Here is a 15,268-nt window from a genome sequence, read left to right on the forward strand (position 1 = left end):
TGTGGGGTCAGGAGTGCGGGGCGAGAGTCCCGGTTGTCCGAGGGCGTCGGTCACCCCCCGAAGGACTGCGGAGCTCGTCGGGGATCTGCCTCGCCCCTCTGGTGCTGGGAAGGTAGGACGCCTACGCTTACTCAGGCGCGCTCGGACCGGCGGGCCTCGATGAGCGTTCGGCACGAGTAGGCGACGAACGGCCCCTCGGCCTCGATCTTCTCGTGCAGCTCATGTAGCCGGTCGCGGTATCGCTCGACGGTGAAGCCGGGAACCGTCCAGATCACCTTGCGCAGGAAGTAGACAACCGCGCCGATGTCGAAGAACTCCATCCGCAACCGCTCCATCCGCACGTCCACGATCTCCAGTCCAGCGGCTGTCGCCTCCGCGGTCTCCCCATCGGGATGGCGCTTGCGACGCACCTCGTCGGGGAGCGGACCAAGGAAGAACTCGATCAACTCGAAGACGGTCTCGGGTCCGACGTGCTGCGCAAAGTACGTCCCCCCGGGCATGAGTACGCGAGCGATCTCCGCCCACCACACAGTCGCCGGATGGCGGCTGGTGACCAGGTCGAACGCCTCATCCGCGAAGGGCAGCGGCGGCTCGTCCGGATCCGCGACGACAACCACGCCGCGCGGGCGCAGCAACTTGGTCGCCTTCGCCGCGTTCGGCGGCCAAGACTCCGTGGCGGCCATCGCCGGAGGGAACTTGACGGCCCCGGCCAGGACCTCCCCGCCGCCGGTCTGGATGTCGAGCGCCGCCGACGCGGACGCCAGCCGCTCGCTCATCAGCCGCTGATAACCCCACGAGGGGCGCTCCTCGCTAGCCCGACCATCCAGCCAGGAAAAGTCCCAGCCATCCACAGAGACAGCGGCGGCCTCGTCCACAAGATCATCAAAGCTGCGTGACATACCAGCATCGTCCCGGCGGAGCCGATATCCCGCCAAATCAGTTTTGGCTCCGCGAATACACAGGGCGGGAACGGTCAGGAACGCCCAGACCAGCAGCGCGGACATCATGCAGTAGTTCGCGCTCTCTCCCGTGATCATGCGGTTGTCCGATTCGTGTGTGGGGGGCGGCGGGGCGGGTGGACGGGCGATCCGCGAAGATCGGTGCATGTCGTTGCGTGTCGCTCTCATCGGATATGGCATGGGAGGCGCGGTCTTTCACGCGCCGCTGATCTCCTCGGTGCCCGGTCTCACCCTCTCGGCGGTCGTGACCTCGAACCCCGCCCGGCAGGAGGCCGTACGCCGCCGGTACCCGGATGCCGACGTGCTCGACACCGCCGACCGGGTGTGGGACGCGGCGGAGTCGTACGACCTGGTGGTGGTGACCACCCCGAACCGGCTGCACGTGCCGCTGGCCCGCGCCGCCCTGGAGGCCGGCCTGCCCGTCGTCGTGGACAAGCCGGTCGCGGCGACGGCCGACGAGGCCCGGGCGCTCGGCGCGCTGGCGGCGGAGCGCGGGCTGCTCGCCGTCCCGTTCCACAACCGGCGCTGGGACGGCGACTTCCGTACGGTGCGCAGGCTCATCGCCGACGGGGCACTCGGTGAAGTGCGTCGGCTGGAGTCCCGCTTCGAGCGCTGGAGGCCCGCGATCAAGCCTGGCTGGAAGGAGCAGGCCGACCCGGCCGAGGCGGGCGGGGTGCTGTACGACCTCGGCTCGCACCTCATCGACCAGGCTCTGACGCTGTTCGGACGGCCGCTGCGGGTCTACGCCGAGTTGAGCGCCCGGCGGCCGGGGGCCGCGGTGCCCGACGACGCCTTCGTGGCGCTGACCCACCAGGGCGGGACGATCTCACATCTGTGGATGAGCGCGGTCACGCCGCTGCTCGGCCCGCGTTTCCGCGTGCTGGGCGGCGAGGCGGGTTATGTCGCGTACGGCCTGGACGGGCAGGAGGACGCGCTCAAGGCCGGCCGCACCCCGCTCGACGAGGGCTGGGGAGTCTCGCCACCGGAGTCGTACGGGGTCGTTGGCACCCCGGACCTCAGTACCCCCGTCGCCACCGAACCCGGCGCCTACCAGGAGTTCTACGCGGGCGTGGCACGAGCGGTGCGCGGTGAGGCGCCGCCTCCGGTGGCGATGGACGACGCTGTGACGGGCCTCGAGGTCATCGAGGCGGCGATGCGCTCGTCTCGCGACGGAGCCGTCGTGACCCTTCCCGGTGCTCTTCCCGACCGGACCGCCTGAGCGCCTGCTGTCCTCCGGCGTGACTCTTGACCCTTCTGAGGGTTTGCGATCGCCACCTGCTCACCCGGGCCTCCATACGCTGCTGTGCGTGACGGCCAAGCAACGTAGCGCCCTGAGGCGGCTGCCCTGATGAGGATCGCCGCGCTCACGCTGGTGGGCATCATCACCGCCACCGCCACCGCCACCGCCACCGCCTGCGGCTCGCCGCCGGGCGTCGCGCCGCGGCCGGCGCAGACCCGGTCACCCGCGCCTGCCGCAGCGGACGCTCGGACGCTGCGAACCGACGTGTACGCGCACGGCCGCCCTGGAATGCTCAGCTCGGCCGTGCGGCACATGCCCTCCCGCGTGTACGTGCCCAACAGCGAGAGCGACGAGGTCATCGTCATCGACCCGGCCACCTTCAAGCGGATCGCGCGGTTCCGGGTCGGCCGTAGACCACAGCACGTCGTCCCCTCCTGGGATCTGAAGACGCTGTGGGTGAACGACAACGATTCCAACGATCTCGTCCCGATCGATCCAGCCACCGGAGAACCCGGTAAGCCCGTACAGGTCGACGACCCCTACAACCTGTACTTCAGCCCGGACGGGCGCTTCGCGATCGTGATGGCGGAGCGTAACAACCGTCTGGACATCCGCGACGCCCGCACAATGAAACTCATCCGCTCGGTGCCGCTGCCCTGCCGGGGCGTCAACCACGCCGACTACACCGCCGACGGTGCCTTTTTCATCGCCAGCTGCGAGTTCTCCGGGCAGTTGGTCAAGGTCGATGTGGCTCGATGGAAGGTGATCCGCACGCTGACCCTCCGCCACGGCGCCATGCCGCAGGACGTCAAGCTCTCCCCCGACGGGACCACCTTCTACGTCGCGGACATGATGGGCAACGGCGTCTGGATGATCGACGCTGCGACCTTTCGCAAGCGCGGGTTCATCCCGACCGGCGTGGGCGCTCACGGGCTCTACGTCAGCCGCGACTCCCGCTCCCTCTACGTTTCCAATCGAGGTGCCGGATCCGTCGCGGTCGTGCACTTCGCCACGGGAAAGGTCGCGGCGCTGTGGCGCATCCCCGGCGGTGGATCCCCCGACATGGGCGGCGTCTCCGCCGACGGCAAGGTGCTGTGGCTGACGGGCCGCTACCACGGCGTGGTCTACGCGTTCTCCACCGTCGACGGGCACCTCATCCGTAAGATTCCCGTCGGCCGGGGACCGCACGGGTTGTGCGTTTATCCGCAGCCGGGAAGGTACTCCCTCGGCCACACCGGAATTCTGCGCTGACCCTGGTCTCAAGTGGCCGACGAACCAGGTCGATCCGGCCGACGAACCAGGTCGGTCCGGTCATCGGGCCAACCGTCCGTCCGGCCATCGGGACCGGCCGTCCGGCCCCGGGTTCACGCCGCGGCGAAGACCTCCCACGAGGCTTCCCGGCGCACGAGCAGGTCACGGGTGAGCAGGTGGCGGCCACCGGGCCATACCTGGTCGACCGCCCACCGCAGTTTGTCGAGCCCGTCCGGGTGCGCGCTGCCGGTGGCCATGAACACCTCGCGCGACGGCACGGCGACGACGAGGTCGCCCTCGACGTCCTGGGCCAGCTTCTCCATGAGGGTGTCGTCGAGCAACAGCCCGGCCTCCAGGTCGTTGCCCAGCCCCACGGACACGGCCTTGGCGTCCGGATACCAGTTCATCGACAGGTCCGGGCGCAGCGTCCGCAGGTTCCCGGTCGCCTGGGCGCGCAGCGCACCCGGCTCGATTCCCAGTTCGGCGCAGTGCCGCCGCCCCACGTACTCGTAGCGCTCCGGCAGCTCGAAGGCGTACGACGCGTACAGGTCGGCGGCGAACGGATCGCGGACCGGTTCCGCGTCCGGGGCCGGGGGGAACTCCAGCTGCAGCTCCACGGGCAACCGCGCCTGCATGATCGGCACGATGAGCGTGTGTCGCGGCTCGGTCATTCAGCGGTCCTCGATTCGGGCCGACCGTCATCGGTCCTGACGCGTCATTCGTACGGTGCGTTCGTACTGAGCGGTATCAGTGCCATTCGTACTGAACGGTGGAGTGGATCACCTTAGCGGGCCGCCGGGCGCGACGACGGGCAGGCCGGCCGGCGCACCGCGCTCGATCAACCGAAGGACCGCGTCGGTGTCCAGGTGGCGTTCGACCAGATCGCCGAGCACGTCCAGCCGCGCCTCGCGCAACGCGGCGAAGCCGACGTCGGGCGCGGGCGTGAAGTCACGTCCGGCCACCTCGGCCACGTCCTTGAGGAAGGCCCTGCGGAAACCGTCATTCTCCAGCGCGCCGTGCCAGGTCGTGCCCCACACCGAGCCGGCCCGGCAGCCGTCCAGGAAGGGCTCGCCGCCCTCGACCGCCGCAACCCCATGGTGGATCTCGTACGCGTGGACCTGTTCGCCGTAGGCGGTGCCGACCGGCCGCCGCAACGTCTTGACCGGCTCGAACTCCACTCTCGTGGGCAGCAGGCCCAGGCCGGTGACGATTCCCGCGCACGACTCGACGTCGTCGAGGATGTCGGTGGCCAGCATCTGGTAGCCGCCACAGATGCCGAGGACCGGCCTGCCCTCGCGGGCCAGCCGGACGATCTCGGCGGCCAGCCCGCGTGCCCGCAGCCAGCCGAGGTCGGCCACGGTCGCACGTGACCCCGGCAGCACGATGAGATCGGCGTCGGCCAGCTCACCGGGCGAGGTCACGAACCGGACGACGACCCCCGGCTCGCAGGCCAGCGCGTCGACGTCGGTGAAGTTGGAGATGCGCGGCGGCCGGACGACGGCGACCCGCAGCGTCTGCCGGCCGTGGGGCGGCTGCGCGGCGATCCGCGGGCCGTCCAGCCCGAGCGAGTCCTCGACGTCCAGCCAGAGACCTTCCTGCCACGGCAGCACACCGTACGTGGGGCGGCCGGTGAGCGCCGCGAGCTGGTCGAGGCCCGGGGCGAGCAGCTCGGCGGCGCCCCGGAACTTGTTGATCACGAACCCGGCGATCAGGGCCTGGTCGGCGGGCGACAGGAGGCCGACGGTGCCGTAGAGCGCCGCGAACACCCCGCCCCGGTCGATGTCGCCGACGACGATGGCCGGGAGGTTCGCGGCACGCGCCAGGCCCATGTTGGCGATGTCGCCCTCGCGCAGGTTGATCTCGGCCGGGCTGCCTGCGCCCTCGCAGATGACGACGTCGTACTCGGCGCGCAGCGCGGTCAGGCTGGCGAGCACCACCTCGCGGAGCGGTTCCCGGTGCGCGCGGTACTCGACCGCGTCGACCTCGGCCACCGGCCGTCCGAGCACGACCACCTGGCTGCGGCGGTCGCTGCCCGGCTTGAGCAGCACCGGGTTCATGTGGGCTGTGGGCTCGACGCCGGCCGCCTGCGCCTGCGTGACCTGGGCCCGGCCGATCTCCGCGCCGTCGGGAGTGACCATGGAGTTGAGTGACATGTTCTGGGCCTTGAACGGCGCGACCTTGATCCCCTGCCGGGCCAGCCAGCGGCAGAGCCCCGCGGTCACGACGCTCTTCCCGGCGTCCGAGGTGGTCCCCGCGACCAGCAGCGCGCCCTTCACGGCCGGCCTCCTCGGGTGGCGCGCGCGAACAAATGCATGATCACGGCGGAGAGCAGGGCCGCGGTCAGCGTGACGGCGCGGGAGAGGCGGACGGCCCGGCGGATGTCGGCCACCTCGGGAGGGCGGCCGTCGCCGAGCTCCGGGCGTTCCTCGACCCTGCCGTCGTAGGAGTTGACACCGCCGAGCCGGACGCCGAGGGCCCCGGCGAACGCGGCCTCGCACCGCCCGGCGTTCGGGCTCGGGTGGGCGCCGCCGTCCCGCCGCAGGACCTCGTACGACTCCCGCGACCGCGCGATCGCCGTACGGGCCTGCGCCGACGCCGTACGCGCCTGTGCCGACGCCACACGAGTCCGTGCCGACGCCGTACGAGCCTGTGCCGACGCCGTACGAGTTCGTGCCGACACCGTACGGGCCCGCGCCGGCCGCTCGGTCCGGTGACCGCGCGGGCCGGAGCGCGGAAGCGGGAACAACTGCATGATCACGGCGGAGGGTCCCCGGCCGTGATCATGCAGTTGTTCGCCGGACCCGGCGTCAGGGCACGGGGCGACGCTGGTGGGGGCCGGTCCGGCGAGTGTGGCGCAGGCGACGGTGAGCAGGCCCGTCACCCGGGCCGGAATCCAGTTGGCGAGGTCGTCGAGCCGGGCGGCGGCCCACCCGAAGTTCTCGTAGCGCGGATTCCGGTAGCCCACCATCGCGTCGAGCGTGTTGATCGCCCGGTACGCGAGCAGGCCCGGTACTCCGGCGACCGCACCCCACAGCAGCGGGGCGACGGCGGCGTCGGAGGTGTTCTCGGCGATCGACTCGACGGTCGCCCGCGCGAGCGCCTTGGCGTCCAGCCCGCGCGGGTCGCGGGCGCAGAGGTGCGGCAGCCGGGCGCGGGCGGCATCGAGGTCGCCCGCTTCGAGAGCGCGTGCCATGAGCGTGCCCTCGCGGCCGAGTGACGTGCCGCCGAGCACGGCCCAGGTGGCCAGGCCGGTCGTCGCCGTACGGGCGAGCGACCAACCGCCCGATGTCCTGACACCGTGTGCCCCGACACCGGCTGCCCTGACGCCGGGTCCGGCGAACACGGCCGGGGACCCTCCGCCGTGATCATGCAGTTGTTCCCGCTTCCGCGCTCCGGCGGCGTTCCGCCGTGCTCCCGTACCGGCAAGGCGGTCGGCGGCGACGCCCAGCGCGAGCGCCCCGCCGACGCAGAGGCCGGTGTAGAGGACGCCTCTCGGCTTCGCGTCGGCGTGCATGCGGCGTTCCAGCCGGCCGGCGATCCGGCCGAAGGCCGCGACCGGATGGCCTCGGCGGGGATCCCCGAGGACCGTGTCGAGCGCGACACCGAGCAGAAGCCCCGCCATCGGCCCTGCAGCGCTGGTTCCGGAAGAACGGCCCCGCCGGTCGGAGCGGCCACGGGCCTTCGCGCGACGCTCATCCAAGGTGCGCGTCCAGGTCGTCCCAGTTGCGCTCCAGCCAGTCCTGTGCCCGGCGGATGCGGTCGCCGACACCGGACCGCCACATGCGCGCCCACCCCTCGCCCTGGCGCTCCGCCCTTGTGCGCATCGCGTCGTAGGAGCGCTCGAACCGGATGCGCGCGGCGGGCAGCACCTCGCGTCGTTGCTCCCGGTCCAGGCCGTACGCGCCGCAGAACAGGGCGATCCGCCGCCCCACGTCGGCGTGCCGCTGCACCAGGTCGCGGTCGGCCGGGTCGTCGAGCGGCGCCCAGTGCCGCAGTGTGGTCACCACGTCGTACAGCCGCGTCGTGGGCCGGGCCAGGTCGAAGTCGATGAGCGCGCAGGGCACCCCGTCCCGGAACACCACGTTCTCGGGCGTCACGTCGCAGTGGCCGATGAGGTCATGCGGGCCGTCCAGGTTCGAGGTCGCCTCGGAGTCCCAGGCCGCGCCGGCCGGCGGATCGTACGAGCTCGCGGCGTCGTGGAGGCGGCGCAGCAGCCGGGCCAGCGCGACGAGTGTCTCGTCGGTCGCCGCGTAGCCGGGCAGCGGCCGGTGCGGTGCGCGACCTGGCACCCAGCTGAGGATCTCGCGGCCCCGGTCGTCGATGCCGAGGACCCGGGGCGCGCCGTCGAAGCCGACGCTCTCGAGATGGCGCAGCAGCCCGTGCACGGCCAGCGTGTGCGGGCGCATCGGGCGCCGTACCGTGTCGCCGACGCGGACGACGCCCTCGGTCACGTCCCCGCCGAGCAGAGGTACTTCCTGATCCACGGTCATGGTGGTAGACGATAGGGCTTCATGGACACAGATCCGCTCGTGACCGGTTTGACCGCGGCGGTCGGCGATGCCCACGTACTGACGGATCCGCAGGTCACCGCCGCGTACACGACGGATTTCACCCGGCGGTTCAGCGGGCCGGCCCGTCTCGTGGTCCGTCCGGCCGACACCGCCGAGGTGGCGAGGGTCGTGGGCGTCTGCGCCGAGGAGGGCGCGTCCATCGTGCCGCAGGGCGGCAACACCGGCCTGGTCGGCGGCGGGGTGCCACGCGGCGGTGAGGTCGTGCTGTCGCTGCGCAGGCTGGCCTCGGTCGAGCGGATCGATGCCACAGCCATGCAGGTGACCGCCGGCGCGGGAGTGCCGCTCGCCGAGCTGCAGCGAAGCGTACGGGCCGAGGGCCTGGACTTCGGCGTCGACTTCGCCGCGCGCGACTCCGCGACGATCGGCGGCATGATCGCGACCAACGCGGGCGGTGAGCGGGTGCTGCGGTACGGAACGACGCGCGCGAACGTCGCGGGCCTGGAGGCCGTGCCGGCGGACGGCGGCGTGCTCGAACGGCTGACCGGCCTGCCGAAGGACAACACCGGCTATGACCTGTCCGGGCTGCTCGTGGGCAGCGAAGGAACGCTCGCCGTCATCACCAGGGCGAGGTTGCGCCTCGTGCCGCGGCCGACGGGCCGGGCCACCGCCCTGCTGGCGCTCGGCTCGCTGGACGACGCCGTGTCGGCGGTCACGGAGCTGCGCGCCCTGGACTCGCTGGAGCTCGCCGAGTTCTTTCTCGCGGACGGGCTCGAGCTGGTGTGCCGCACGTCCGGTCTCCCCGCCCCGTTCCCCCGCCCCTATCCGGTCTACCTGCTGGTCGAGTGCGCGGCGCGGCACGACCCGGCGGACGAGTTGTACGCGGCGCTCGACGAACTGGCCTGCGTCGAGGACGCCGTGGTGGCCGTCGACCGAGCCGACCGGCATCGGCTGACGGCCTATCGCGAGCGTCACACGGAGGCGATCAACTCGGTCGGCGTGCCGCTCAAGCTGGACGTCTCCGTGCCACTGACCGCCCTCGCGGGCTTCGTTGAAGACCTGGGGTCGCTCCTGGACAGCGTGGCGACGTCGTACCTGTTCGGGCATCTCGCGGAGGGCAACCTCCACGTCAACCTCCTGGGGGCGGGAGACAGGGCCGAGGAGCTGACCGATGCGGTGCTGCGGCAGGTCGCGGCCGTACGTGGCAGCATCAGCGCCGAGCACGGAGTAGGCCGGGCCAAGGCCCGCTGGCTGGAGCTGAGCCGCTCGCCGACCGAGATCGCCGCCATGCGGGCCGTGAAACAGGCCCTCGACCCGCGCGGCCTGCTCAACCCGGGAGTGCTCCTGCCACCGGGGTCGTGACCACCCCGTGTGGTGCGGCCCCGCAGGGCGCGCCCACACTCGTCGCCGACCCCTCGTCCACGGCAGCTCCGTAGGGGTCATATCCACTGGTCAGAGCGTGTTTCTCGACCGCGAGCGAATACCATCGTGCGAAGGGGACCGCCCTCGCTCTACACTCAGGACGGCACCAGGCGCCCGTAGCTCAGCCGGATAGAGCATCGGACTTCTAATCCGACGGTCGGGGGTTCGAATCCCTCCGGGCGCGCACCGTCTGATCTGGGCATTCTCGGTGATCATGAGGGCGCCCAGTTGTCGTTTTGTGGTGGTTTGCGGCCCGTGGTTGCTCGTTGGTTGCTCGCCTGTCGTGATCTTGTCGCCGCGCGCTGGTCGGATCTCATATTGCGGTGATCGTGGCTGTTGCAGATCACGATGGGATCGGCCCCGAGGCGCCGAAGGGCCGGCTGTCCTCACGCGGTGCCCGGCGAGACCGCAGGCCATGAGAGGAGCCACACCAATGACACCGGTGGGCAGCCGCAATGTGGAAGCGTCTCGCCGAGCAGCTGGACCGAGTCTGGCCGGACACCGATCCTGCAGGAAGTCTCTAAGTAGCCGCTGACAGCGCACACGCGTCGGAGTGTGCCCATCCGCTCATGCCAAGATGAGGGCGTTTCGCTGCAAGGTCGGCTCCGCATTTGACCGTCGCGTGTGGGCGCTACCTCTGTCCGTGACGGAGGTCAGGTGAGACGGGGTCAGTCACCTGCGTTGACACGACACCAGCAGGACCTCTCCCCAAGCTGAGATGATGTTGGCGATGAGAACTGATGCGCGCGACCAGGCGAGACTTCAGCGACGGCTGGAGGTTTTGAGGCTGCCGGTCGCGCCGCTTCAACGCCACGGCTTCGTGATGCCGTCGGACCCGGCCGCGACGATGCGGGAGCCTGAGGCGGTTGGAGTAGGTCCCGACGGTACGGCCCTTGCCGTGTGGCGATACCGCGAGGGCATCGACCGTAAGCAGGTGACCTGGCACGTTGGCGGCAGGCGGCGAGTCGTCGGTGCCGTCGATGTAGAAACCGACCTACGGGTGAGCTTCGTACAGCCGCTGCCCGAGGAGCGCGTTTTGCTGGCGGCCGCCCGGGCCGAGCCTGGCGCAGTCAACGCAGAAGTATGGACCAGCAGCGGCGATCTAAAGCATCGCGGTTACGTCGGTGACGCGATCGAGGAGCTTCTGACCACACCCTCCGGCAAGGTGTGGGCCGGATACTTCGACGAAGCGATGGGCGGCAGTGGCCCGGAAGGGCACGGGCTCGCCCGCTTCAGAGAGGATTTGACTGCCGAGTGGCTCTATCCGCTGGATGCGGGGCTGCCCTACATCTCTGACTGCTACTCGCTCAACGTTGAGGGCGAGACCGCGTACTTCTGCCCCTACACCGAGTTTCACATCCTCTCCGCTGCCGGTGAGCGAGTGACCGACTGGGGGCCGTCCCCATACAGGTCAGCCCACAATCTGCTGCGAAGCGGCGCAGACCTCGCTGTCCTCACGGGCTGGGGTTCTGAGTACGACGTCGCGACGCTGCTGCGGATCAGTCGAGACGGAGTACGTCAGGAAGGCGGGCAATGCCGCGTGGTTCTACCCGATGGCATGGAGGCCCGCGGTTTGCGTTACACCTGCCGAGGCGATGTGCTGCATGCCTTCATCCGATCCACCTGGTACTCCATCAACCTGGACGGGCTGAGCACAGCAGCCGGCCGCACCCCCGCATAGCCAGCGGACCTTCACGTGCCCTCGCATCGATACCGGTGTTCCATTCAAGGAGCGCACGTATCCGCTTCTGCCGCGATGCGCGCGGTTGTGTTCACGTCGTGTGAAGCCGATCCGCCTGCAATGCCCGCCGTCATGAGAGATCCGGCTCAGACCTTCCGGTGCCGGCATCGGGCACACACGGCGTCGACCTTGAGGTAATACGCGCGCCGGAGAGGCTGCAGGCACGCCTCCACGGCCTGCGCCGCGCCGTGGAACGCACGGTCTGCCTCCACGACAGCCACGTCGCCCGCGTTGGCGTCGTCCCCGCGACGCTCGGCGTCCGCGGCCAGACCGTCAGCAAGGCGACGCCAGGCAGGTTCGGTAGCGGACCAGGCATCGAGAAACGCCGGCGTGGCCTCCTCGAAGTCATACAACCTCTCCTGCCACGCCGCCCGCTCCTCCTCGCCGCGCGGTCGATCGCTCTCATCCTGGTGGTCGGTGATGCCGAGGCGGCGGCGATGGCGCGGCCGGCCTGGCTCAGGCCGTAGAAGATCATCACGGCCGTGTCTCCGGGCCGCCAACCGTGGCGGCGCGAAACAGCTGCTGGGCTTGTTCGAGCGCGGCGCTGTAGGTCTCCCGGCGAGCAGCATCGGCGGCTGCGTGGGCGGGTGGCCGCCAGCGCGTCGCGCGGATCTGTTCCCAGGTTTCTTCTCCCGCCTCGTTCATGCGCGCAATGCTCCCAATCCGAGGCGCGTACCAGCTACGCGCGGCTTGCTCGTCTTGGTGTCGCCCTCCTTGATCTCGGCGCCCTGGCCCTTCACGCGGACCAGGCCGACCGACCGGCGGATGCAGATAGTGGCCGCGTCCAAGTCGATGTCTCGCCAGCGGAGCGCGAGCAGCTCCCCGCGGCGTATCCCGGTCATCGCGAGTACTCACCACGCGACATGGAGGTGACTGTGATCTCGCGACCAGTCCAGGAACGCACGGACCTGGGCGGCGTTCCAAGGGCGCGCCTTGAACCGGCCACCAGCGGGTGGGGACAGCGCCCGTTCAGCGTGCTTCCCTACGACTATCCCGGCAATCGGGCCGGGGCCGTTTCAAGCCTTGGAGAGTCACGTGAACACGATCAAATCTCGGACGCCGGAAACCTCGGTAGACGCCGTTCAGCGGACCGCCAGGATCGCCGGTGTCTGGTTCATCCTCACCTTCGTCTTCTCGATCCCGGCGGTGTTGCTGTACGACCCGGTCCTCAATGACGCGAACTACATCCTGGGAGCGGGCGCAGACACGCAAGTGCAGCTTGGAGCCCTCCTTGAGATTCTGACCGCCGTCGCGAACATCGCCACCGCGGTCGTGCTGTTCCCGATCTTGAAGCGGCAGAGCGAGAGCATCGCCCTCGGTTACATCGGCTTGCGAATCCTCGAATCGACCGTCATCGTGATGGGGGTCGTCAGCGTGCTCGCCGTCGTGACGTTGCGGCAGGACCTGGCGGGCGGGGGCGGCGTCAATGCCACTCTGATCGGTCAGTCACTGGTGGCGTTGAAGGATCAGACGTTCCTGCTCGGCCCCGCCTTCTGCGCGGGCTTCGGCAACGGGCTGCTGCTGGGCTACCTGATGTACCGGTCGGGCCTGGTGCCACGCCCCATGGCGCTCATCGGACTCATCGGAGGCCCCATCGCCTGCGCCACCGCGACCGCTGTCCTGTTCGGCGCCTACGAGCAGCAGTCCCCGGTGAATTTCCTGTTCACGGCGCCAGAAATCGTCTGGGAAGCGTCACTGGGCATCTGGCTCATCACCAACGGCTTCCGCCCCGCCCCCCTCATCACAGAAACGGCCCCCAAGACCACACAGGAGCCCGACACAGCGTGACGGGTTGCATCATCTTCTGGGAAGTCCGTGGCTCTCGGGCCTAGCCTGGTAACTGATCACACGCCCCGACCCCAGGTCACGATCGGACACTACGTCAAACCGCGCCCCCACCCCGATGACCCGACCGTTAGCCACCGCAAGCACCCACCGGCAAACGATCTCCACCCGCCAGCACCCCCGTCAGCCAGCCCGCTCACACCAAACCGCTCCCAGGCACCCCCCGTGACCTGCTAATTCAGGTTGGCAACCTCCCAGTGCGTGGAGGCCGACAGCGTCGGCCACGGTATGCGTTAACCGGCGCGTTCGGCGTACGGGGCATCTCCGCATGCACGAGGCCGACGTAAGTCCTCGCTCCCACGCCTGCTGCATCAGCTGGCGGTGTTGCGTGGTCAGGTCGCGCGGCCTCGGCCGTCGTGGGCCGAGCTCACCGCTCCAAGGCAGCCGCGGGCAGTCGGCCACGATTACCAAGCGTCCGGATGAAGATGCCGGTTGTGGCGTTGCGGATCTGGTGTCTGCCCCGCACAGGGCGCGAACCTGCGCACCGAAGCAACGCGCACGAATGGGCATCTTCCGGCGTCGGCTGACGCCCGTGGTTGCTCGGTGGTTGCTCGTATGTCATGGAACGGAACGGCACGGCGACACAACCCAGCATCTGAAACGGTGGAGTCGCGTACGAAACGGCATAGACCGACAGTGGGAGTACCGATCCGATACGTGCGCACCGGACTTCTAATCCGACGGTCGGGGGTTCGAATCCCTCCGGGCGCGCACCCTCTGACCTGGGCATTCTCGAAGATCACGAGGAGCCCTGGTCGTCGTTTTGGGGCGGTTTGCGACCCGTGTTTGCTCGATGTTAGCTCGCGTGTCGCGATCTTGTCGCTGCCCGTGATCGTAACGCGTCCCCGATCGCAGCAGTCAGGTCGAACGGGATGGACCCGACCCGGGGATCCGGACCACTGTCTTGGCCCCGCCGACGGCGGACCTGATGAACAGGTGAACAGGTAACAGGGTTTCGGTTCCTATGGGACCGAGTCTCAGAGCTCAAGATCGCTCCGCCTGGACCACCGTGGCTAGCCGACGGGGTCAACTTGACCGTAGAAAACGAGTCGAGCGTTCATATCCTGCGCCCTGGGCGGCAAGCCACCGGGGACCGGCATGCGGTTACCCCCAACCGCACGCGGAGGGGGAGGCGGATCTCGTCGAGGCCACCGCCCAGGGCGCCCCAAGCGAGGTCCGCACCCTCCAGAATCGGCGCGCGTCCCAAGCCTCGTTGCTATGACCAGCGTCAACCAGCCCCTCCCTGAGACCAGCGACGGTGTAGGGAGCCGGACCGCGAGCAGCGCTCGTACAAGCGTGTCTGGCCACCGATGACGACGGCGCGTTTGATCCCGCCATATCCGCTCCTGGCGCCGCCGGAGGGATCAGGCTGCACGTCAACTGCCCCGCGAACTAGTCATCTACGGAGCCTCGGAGATCACTACCCTTGGCCAAAAGCGGCGGCCGAGGTATCCGCTCATGCCGAGATGAGTGTGTACGGCGCTTGACTACCTCGCCATGCTTAAAGTCCCGCAAGAACTCGGCTTCGGCTCCGGTACGACCTGCTGGCGGCGGTTGAAACGCTGGATTGATGCCAGCGTGTTCGACCAACTCCACCAGATCCTGCTCGAGCGGTTGAACACAGGGAACCGGATCGACTGGTCGCGCGCGGCGATGGACGGCAATCACATCGACGCCAAAAAGGGGGTCTCGGGACAGGCCCCTCGCCGGTCAACCGCGCAAGCCCGGTTCCCAAACACCATCTGATCTGTGACGGCAACGGCACCCCGATCTACGTGCTGACCAGCGGCGCCAACATCCCCCGACTTCAGCCGCGCCCTCGAGCTGCTCGACGGCTACCCGCCTATTGCCGGCCCGGCCACGGCAGCGTTTCGACGTGCTGCTGGCCGAGCCAGGCGCGTCTGGCCCAGGACGCTCAATGCCTGCGATCGGTGCACGTGGTCTTTTCACCGCGCCCGAGGCCGAGGAGGTGCTGCGGGCCACCCTGCCCGCCCTGCGCGCCTTGCACGGCCGAATCGTGCAGGTCAGCTCGCTGACCGGGCAGTTCGCGTGGGCGTCGTCCGGGCTCTACTCGGCCTCGAAGGCGGCCGTCGAGCTGCTCAGCGAGGCGCTCGCCGCGGAAGTGGCCCGGCCGGCGTGCGGGTGACGATCGTCGAACCCGGCACGTTCGCGACCGACTTCGCCAGCACCGCCCACGTCGTCGCGCCCGACGAGGTCTACGCGCCGACCGTGGGCGAGTTTCTCACCGGGTTCTCCGCGCTCCCACCGTCCGCGTTCGGGGATTCGGCCGACGCGATCGTCG

15 protein-coding genes and 1 tRNA gene are annotated in these 15,268 nt (G+C 69.6%); 8 read left to right on the forward strand and 8 right to left on the reverse strand.

The genetic code is table 11. From position 1 onward, the window contains the following. Positions 1 to 131: 131 nt before the first annotated feature. Positions 132 to 899, reverse strand: a complete 768-nt coding sequence (locus HKK74_RS31070; protein WP_187246956.1) for a class I SAM-dependent methyltransferase — start codon at positions 897 to 899, stop codon at positions 132 to 134. A gap of 205 nt (positions 900 to 1,104) precedes the next feature. Between HKK74_RS31070 and HKK74_RS31075 the strand changes: the two genes are divergently transcribed. Continuing rightward, entirely contained in the window at positions 1,105 to 2,178 is a 1,074-nt protein-coding gene (locus HKK74_RS31075; protein ID WP_187246957.1) for a Gfo/Idh/MocA family oxidoreductase, read from the forward strand. A gap of 129 nt (positions 2,179 to 2,307) precedes the next feature. Beyond that, positions 2,308 to 3,450, forward strand: coding sequence for a YVTN family beta-propeller repeat protein (locus HKK74_RS31080; RefSeq protein WP_187246958.1), 1,143 nt, complete (start codon positions 2,308 to 2,310; stop codon positions 3,448 to 3,450). A 113-nt stretch (positions 3,451 to 3,563) separates the two neighbouring features. On the opposite strand, the gene HKK74_RS31085 is transcribed toward HKK74_RS31080, so the two are convergent. The 4 genes from HKK74_RS31085 to HKK74_RS31105 all read right to left on the reverse strand — a co-directional run bounded on the left by HKK74_RS31085 (position 3,564) and on the right by HKK74_RS31105 (position 7,940). Then, complete coding sequence (locus HKK74_RS31085; RefSeq protein WP_187246959.1) at positions 3,564 to 4,121, reverse strand: DUF1444 family protein; 558 nt, start codon at positions 4,119 to 4,121, stop codon at positions 3,564 to 3,566. Between the two features lie 108 nt (positions 4,122 to 4,229). Then, positions 4,230 to 5,726: a cobyric acid synthase gene (locus tag HKK74_RS31090; RefSeq protein ID WP_187246960.1), complete on the reverse strand. Its 1,497-nt coding sequence runs from the start codon at positions 5,724 to 5,726 to the stop codon at positions 4,230 to 4,232. After that, a complete protein-coding gene (locus HKK74_RS39365; RefSeq protein WP_222722941.1) occupies positions 5,723 to 7,072 on the reverse strand; it encodes a CobD/CbiB family cobalamin biosynthesis protein in 1,350 nt (449 codons plus the stop codon). Before HKK74_RS39365 ends, HKK74_RS31090 begins: the two co-directional genes overlap by 4 nt. Positions 7,073 to 7,142: 70 nt before the next feature. Continuing rightward, entirely contained in the window at positions 7,143 to 7,940 is a 798-nt protein-coding gene (locus HKK74_RS31105) for a phosphotransferase enzyme family protein (protein ID WP_187246961.1), read from the reverse strand. A 21-nt stretch (positions 7,941 to 7,961) separates the two neighbouring features. Between HKK74_RS31105 and HKK74_RS31110 the strand changes: the two genes are divergently transcribed. From HKK74_RS31110 to HKK74_RS31120, 3 genes are all read left to right on the forward strand, one after another. Beyond that, on the forward strand, positions 7,962 to 9,320 hold the full coding sequence (locus HKK74_RS31110; RefSeq protein WP_187246962.1) for an FAD-binding oxidoreductase: 1,359 nt from the start codon (positions 7,962 to 7,964) through the stop codon (positions 9,318 to 9,320). Between the two features lie 170 nt (positions 9,321 to 9,490). Beyond that, positions 9,491 to 9,564 (forward strand) — tRNA-Arg (locus HKK74_RS31115). A 546-nt stretch (positions 9,565 to 10,110) separates the two neighbouring features. Further along, complete coding sequence (locus HKK74_RS31120) at positions 10,111 to 11,061, forward strand: hypothetical protein (RefSeq protein ID WP_187246963.1); 951 nt, start codon at positions 10,111 to 10,113, stop codon at positions 11,059 to 11,061. A 146-nt stretch (positions 11,062 to 11,207) separates the two neighbouring features. Here the strand turns inward: HKK74_RS31120 and HKK74_RS31125 are convergent, their stop codons facing one another. The 3 genes from HKK74_RS31125 to HKK74_RS31135 all read right to left on the reverse strand — a co-directional run bounded on the left by HKK74_RS31125 (position 11,208) and on the right by HKK74_RS31135 (position 11,963). Continuing rightward, on the reverse strand, positions 11,208 to 11,474 hold the full coding sequence (locus HKK74_RS31125) for a hypothetical protein (RefSeq protein ID WP_187246964.1): 267 nt from the start codon (positions 11,472 to 11,474) through the stop codon (positions 11,208 to 11,210). A gap of 121 nt (positions 11,475 to 11,595) precedes the next feature. Next, positions 11,596 to 11,766, reverse strand: coding sequence for a hypothetical protein (locus HKK74_RS31130; protein WP_187246965.1), 171 nt, complete (start codon positions 11,764 to 11,766; stop codon positions 11,596 to 11,598). Continuing rightward, positions 11,763 to 11,963, reverse strand: coding sequence for a site-specific integrase (locus HKK74_RS31135; RefSeq protein ID WP_187246966.1), 201 nt, complete (start codon positions 11,961 to 11,963; stop codon positions 11,763 to 11,765). The genes HKK74_RS31130 and HKK74_RS31135 overlap by 4 nt, the downstream gene beginning before the upstream one ends. A gap of 193 nt (positions 11,964 to 12,156) precedes the next feature. On the opposite strand from HKK74_RS31135, the gene HKK74_RS31140 reads away from it, so the two are divergent. From HKK74_RS31140 to HKK74_RS39370, 3 genes are all read left to right on the forward strand, one after another. Then, on the forward strand, positions 12,157 to 12,909 hold the full coding sequence (locus HKK74_RS31140; protein ID WP_187246967.1) for a DUF4386 domain-containing protein: 753 nt from the start codon (positions 12,157 to 12,159) through the stop codon (positions 12,907 to 12,909). Positions 12,910 to 14,463: 1,554 nt separating this feature from the next. After that, positions 14,464 to 14,712: a transposase gene (locus HKK74_RS31145; protein WP_187246968.1), complete on the forward strand. Its 249-nt coding sequence runs from the start codon at positions 14,464 to 14,466 to the stop codon at positions 14,710 to 14,712. Positions 14,713 to 14,884: 172 nt separating this feature from the next. Next, positions 14,885 to 15,112 carry an SDR family NAD(P)-dependent oxidoreductase gene (locus HKK74_RS39370; protein ID WP_222722942.1) on the forward strand — a complete coding sequence of 76 codons (228 nt, stop codon included), beginning with the start codon at positions 14,885 to 14,887 and terminating at the stop codon, positions 15,110 to 15,112. Positions 15,113 to 15,268: the final 156 nt, after the last annotated feature.

The sequence above is a fragment of the Actinomadura alba genome (assembly GCF_014323705.1).
In the GTDB taxonomy this organism is placed as follows: Bacteria; Actinomycetota; Actinomycetes; order Streptosporangiales; family Streptosporangiaceae; genus Actinomadura_C; species Actinomadura_C alba.

What these genes read in the sequence shown, in the direction of transcription:
- HKK74_RS31070 (WP_187246956.1), bottom strand. Translation starts at nt 899, where the DNA reads ATGTCACGCAGCTTTGATGATCTTGTGGACGAGGCCGCCGCTGTCTCT.
- HKK74_RS31075 (WP_187246957.1), top strand. Translation starts at nt 1,105, where the DNA reads ATGTCGTTGCGTGTCGCTCTCATCGGATATGGCATGGGAGGCGCGGTC.
- HKK74_RS31080 (WP_187246958.1), top strand. Translation starts at nt 2,308, where the DNA reads ATGAGGATCGCCGCGCTCACGCTGGTGGGCATCATCACCGCCACCGCC.
- HKK74_RS31085 (WP_187246959.1), bottom strand. Translation starts at nt 4,121, where the DNA reads ATGACCGAGCCGCGACACACGCTCATCGTGCCGATCATGCAGGCGCGG.
- HKK74_RS39365 (WP_222722941.1), bottom strand. Translation starts at nt 7,072, where the DNA reads ATGGCGGGGCTTCTGCTCGGTGTCGCGCTCGACACGGTCCTCGGGGAT.
- HKK74_RS31105 (WP_187246961.1), bottom strand. Translation starts at nt 7,940, where the DNA reads ATGACCGTGGATCAGGAAGTACCTCTGCTCGGCGGGGACGTGACCGAG.
- HKK74_RS31110 (WP_187246962.1), top strand. Translation starts at nt 7,962, where the DNA reads ATGGACACAGATCCGCTCGTGACCGGTTTGACCGCGGCGGTCGGCGAT.
- HKK74_RS31120 (WP_187246963.1), top strand. Translation starts at nt 10,111, where the DNA reads ATGAGAACTGATGCGCGCGACCAGGCGAGACTTCAGCGACGGCTGGAG.
- HKK74_RS31130 (WP_187246965.1), bottom strand. Translation starts at nt 11,766, where the DNA reads ATGAACGAGGCGGGAGAAGAAACCTGGGAACAGATCCGCGCGACGCGC.
- HKK74_RS31135 (WP_187246966.1), bottom strand. Translation starts at nt 11,963, where the DNA reads ATGACCGGGATACGCCGCGGGGAGCTGCTCGCGCTCCGCTGGCGAGAC.
- HKK74_RS31145 (WP_187246968.1), top strand. Translation starts at nt 14,464, where the DNA reads ATGCTTAAAGTCCCGCAAGAACTCGGCTTCGGCTCCGGTACGACCTGC.
- HKK74_RS39370 (WP_222722942.1), top strand. Translation starts at nt 14,885, where the DNA reads ATGCCTGCGATCGGTGCACGTGGTCTTTTCACCGCGCCCGAGGCCGAG.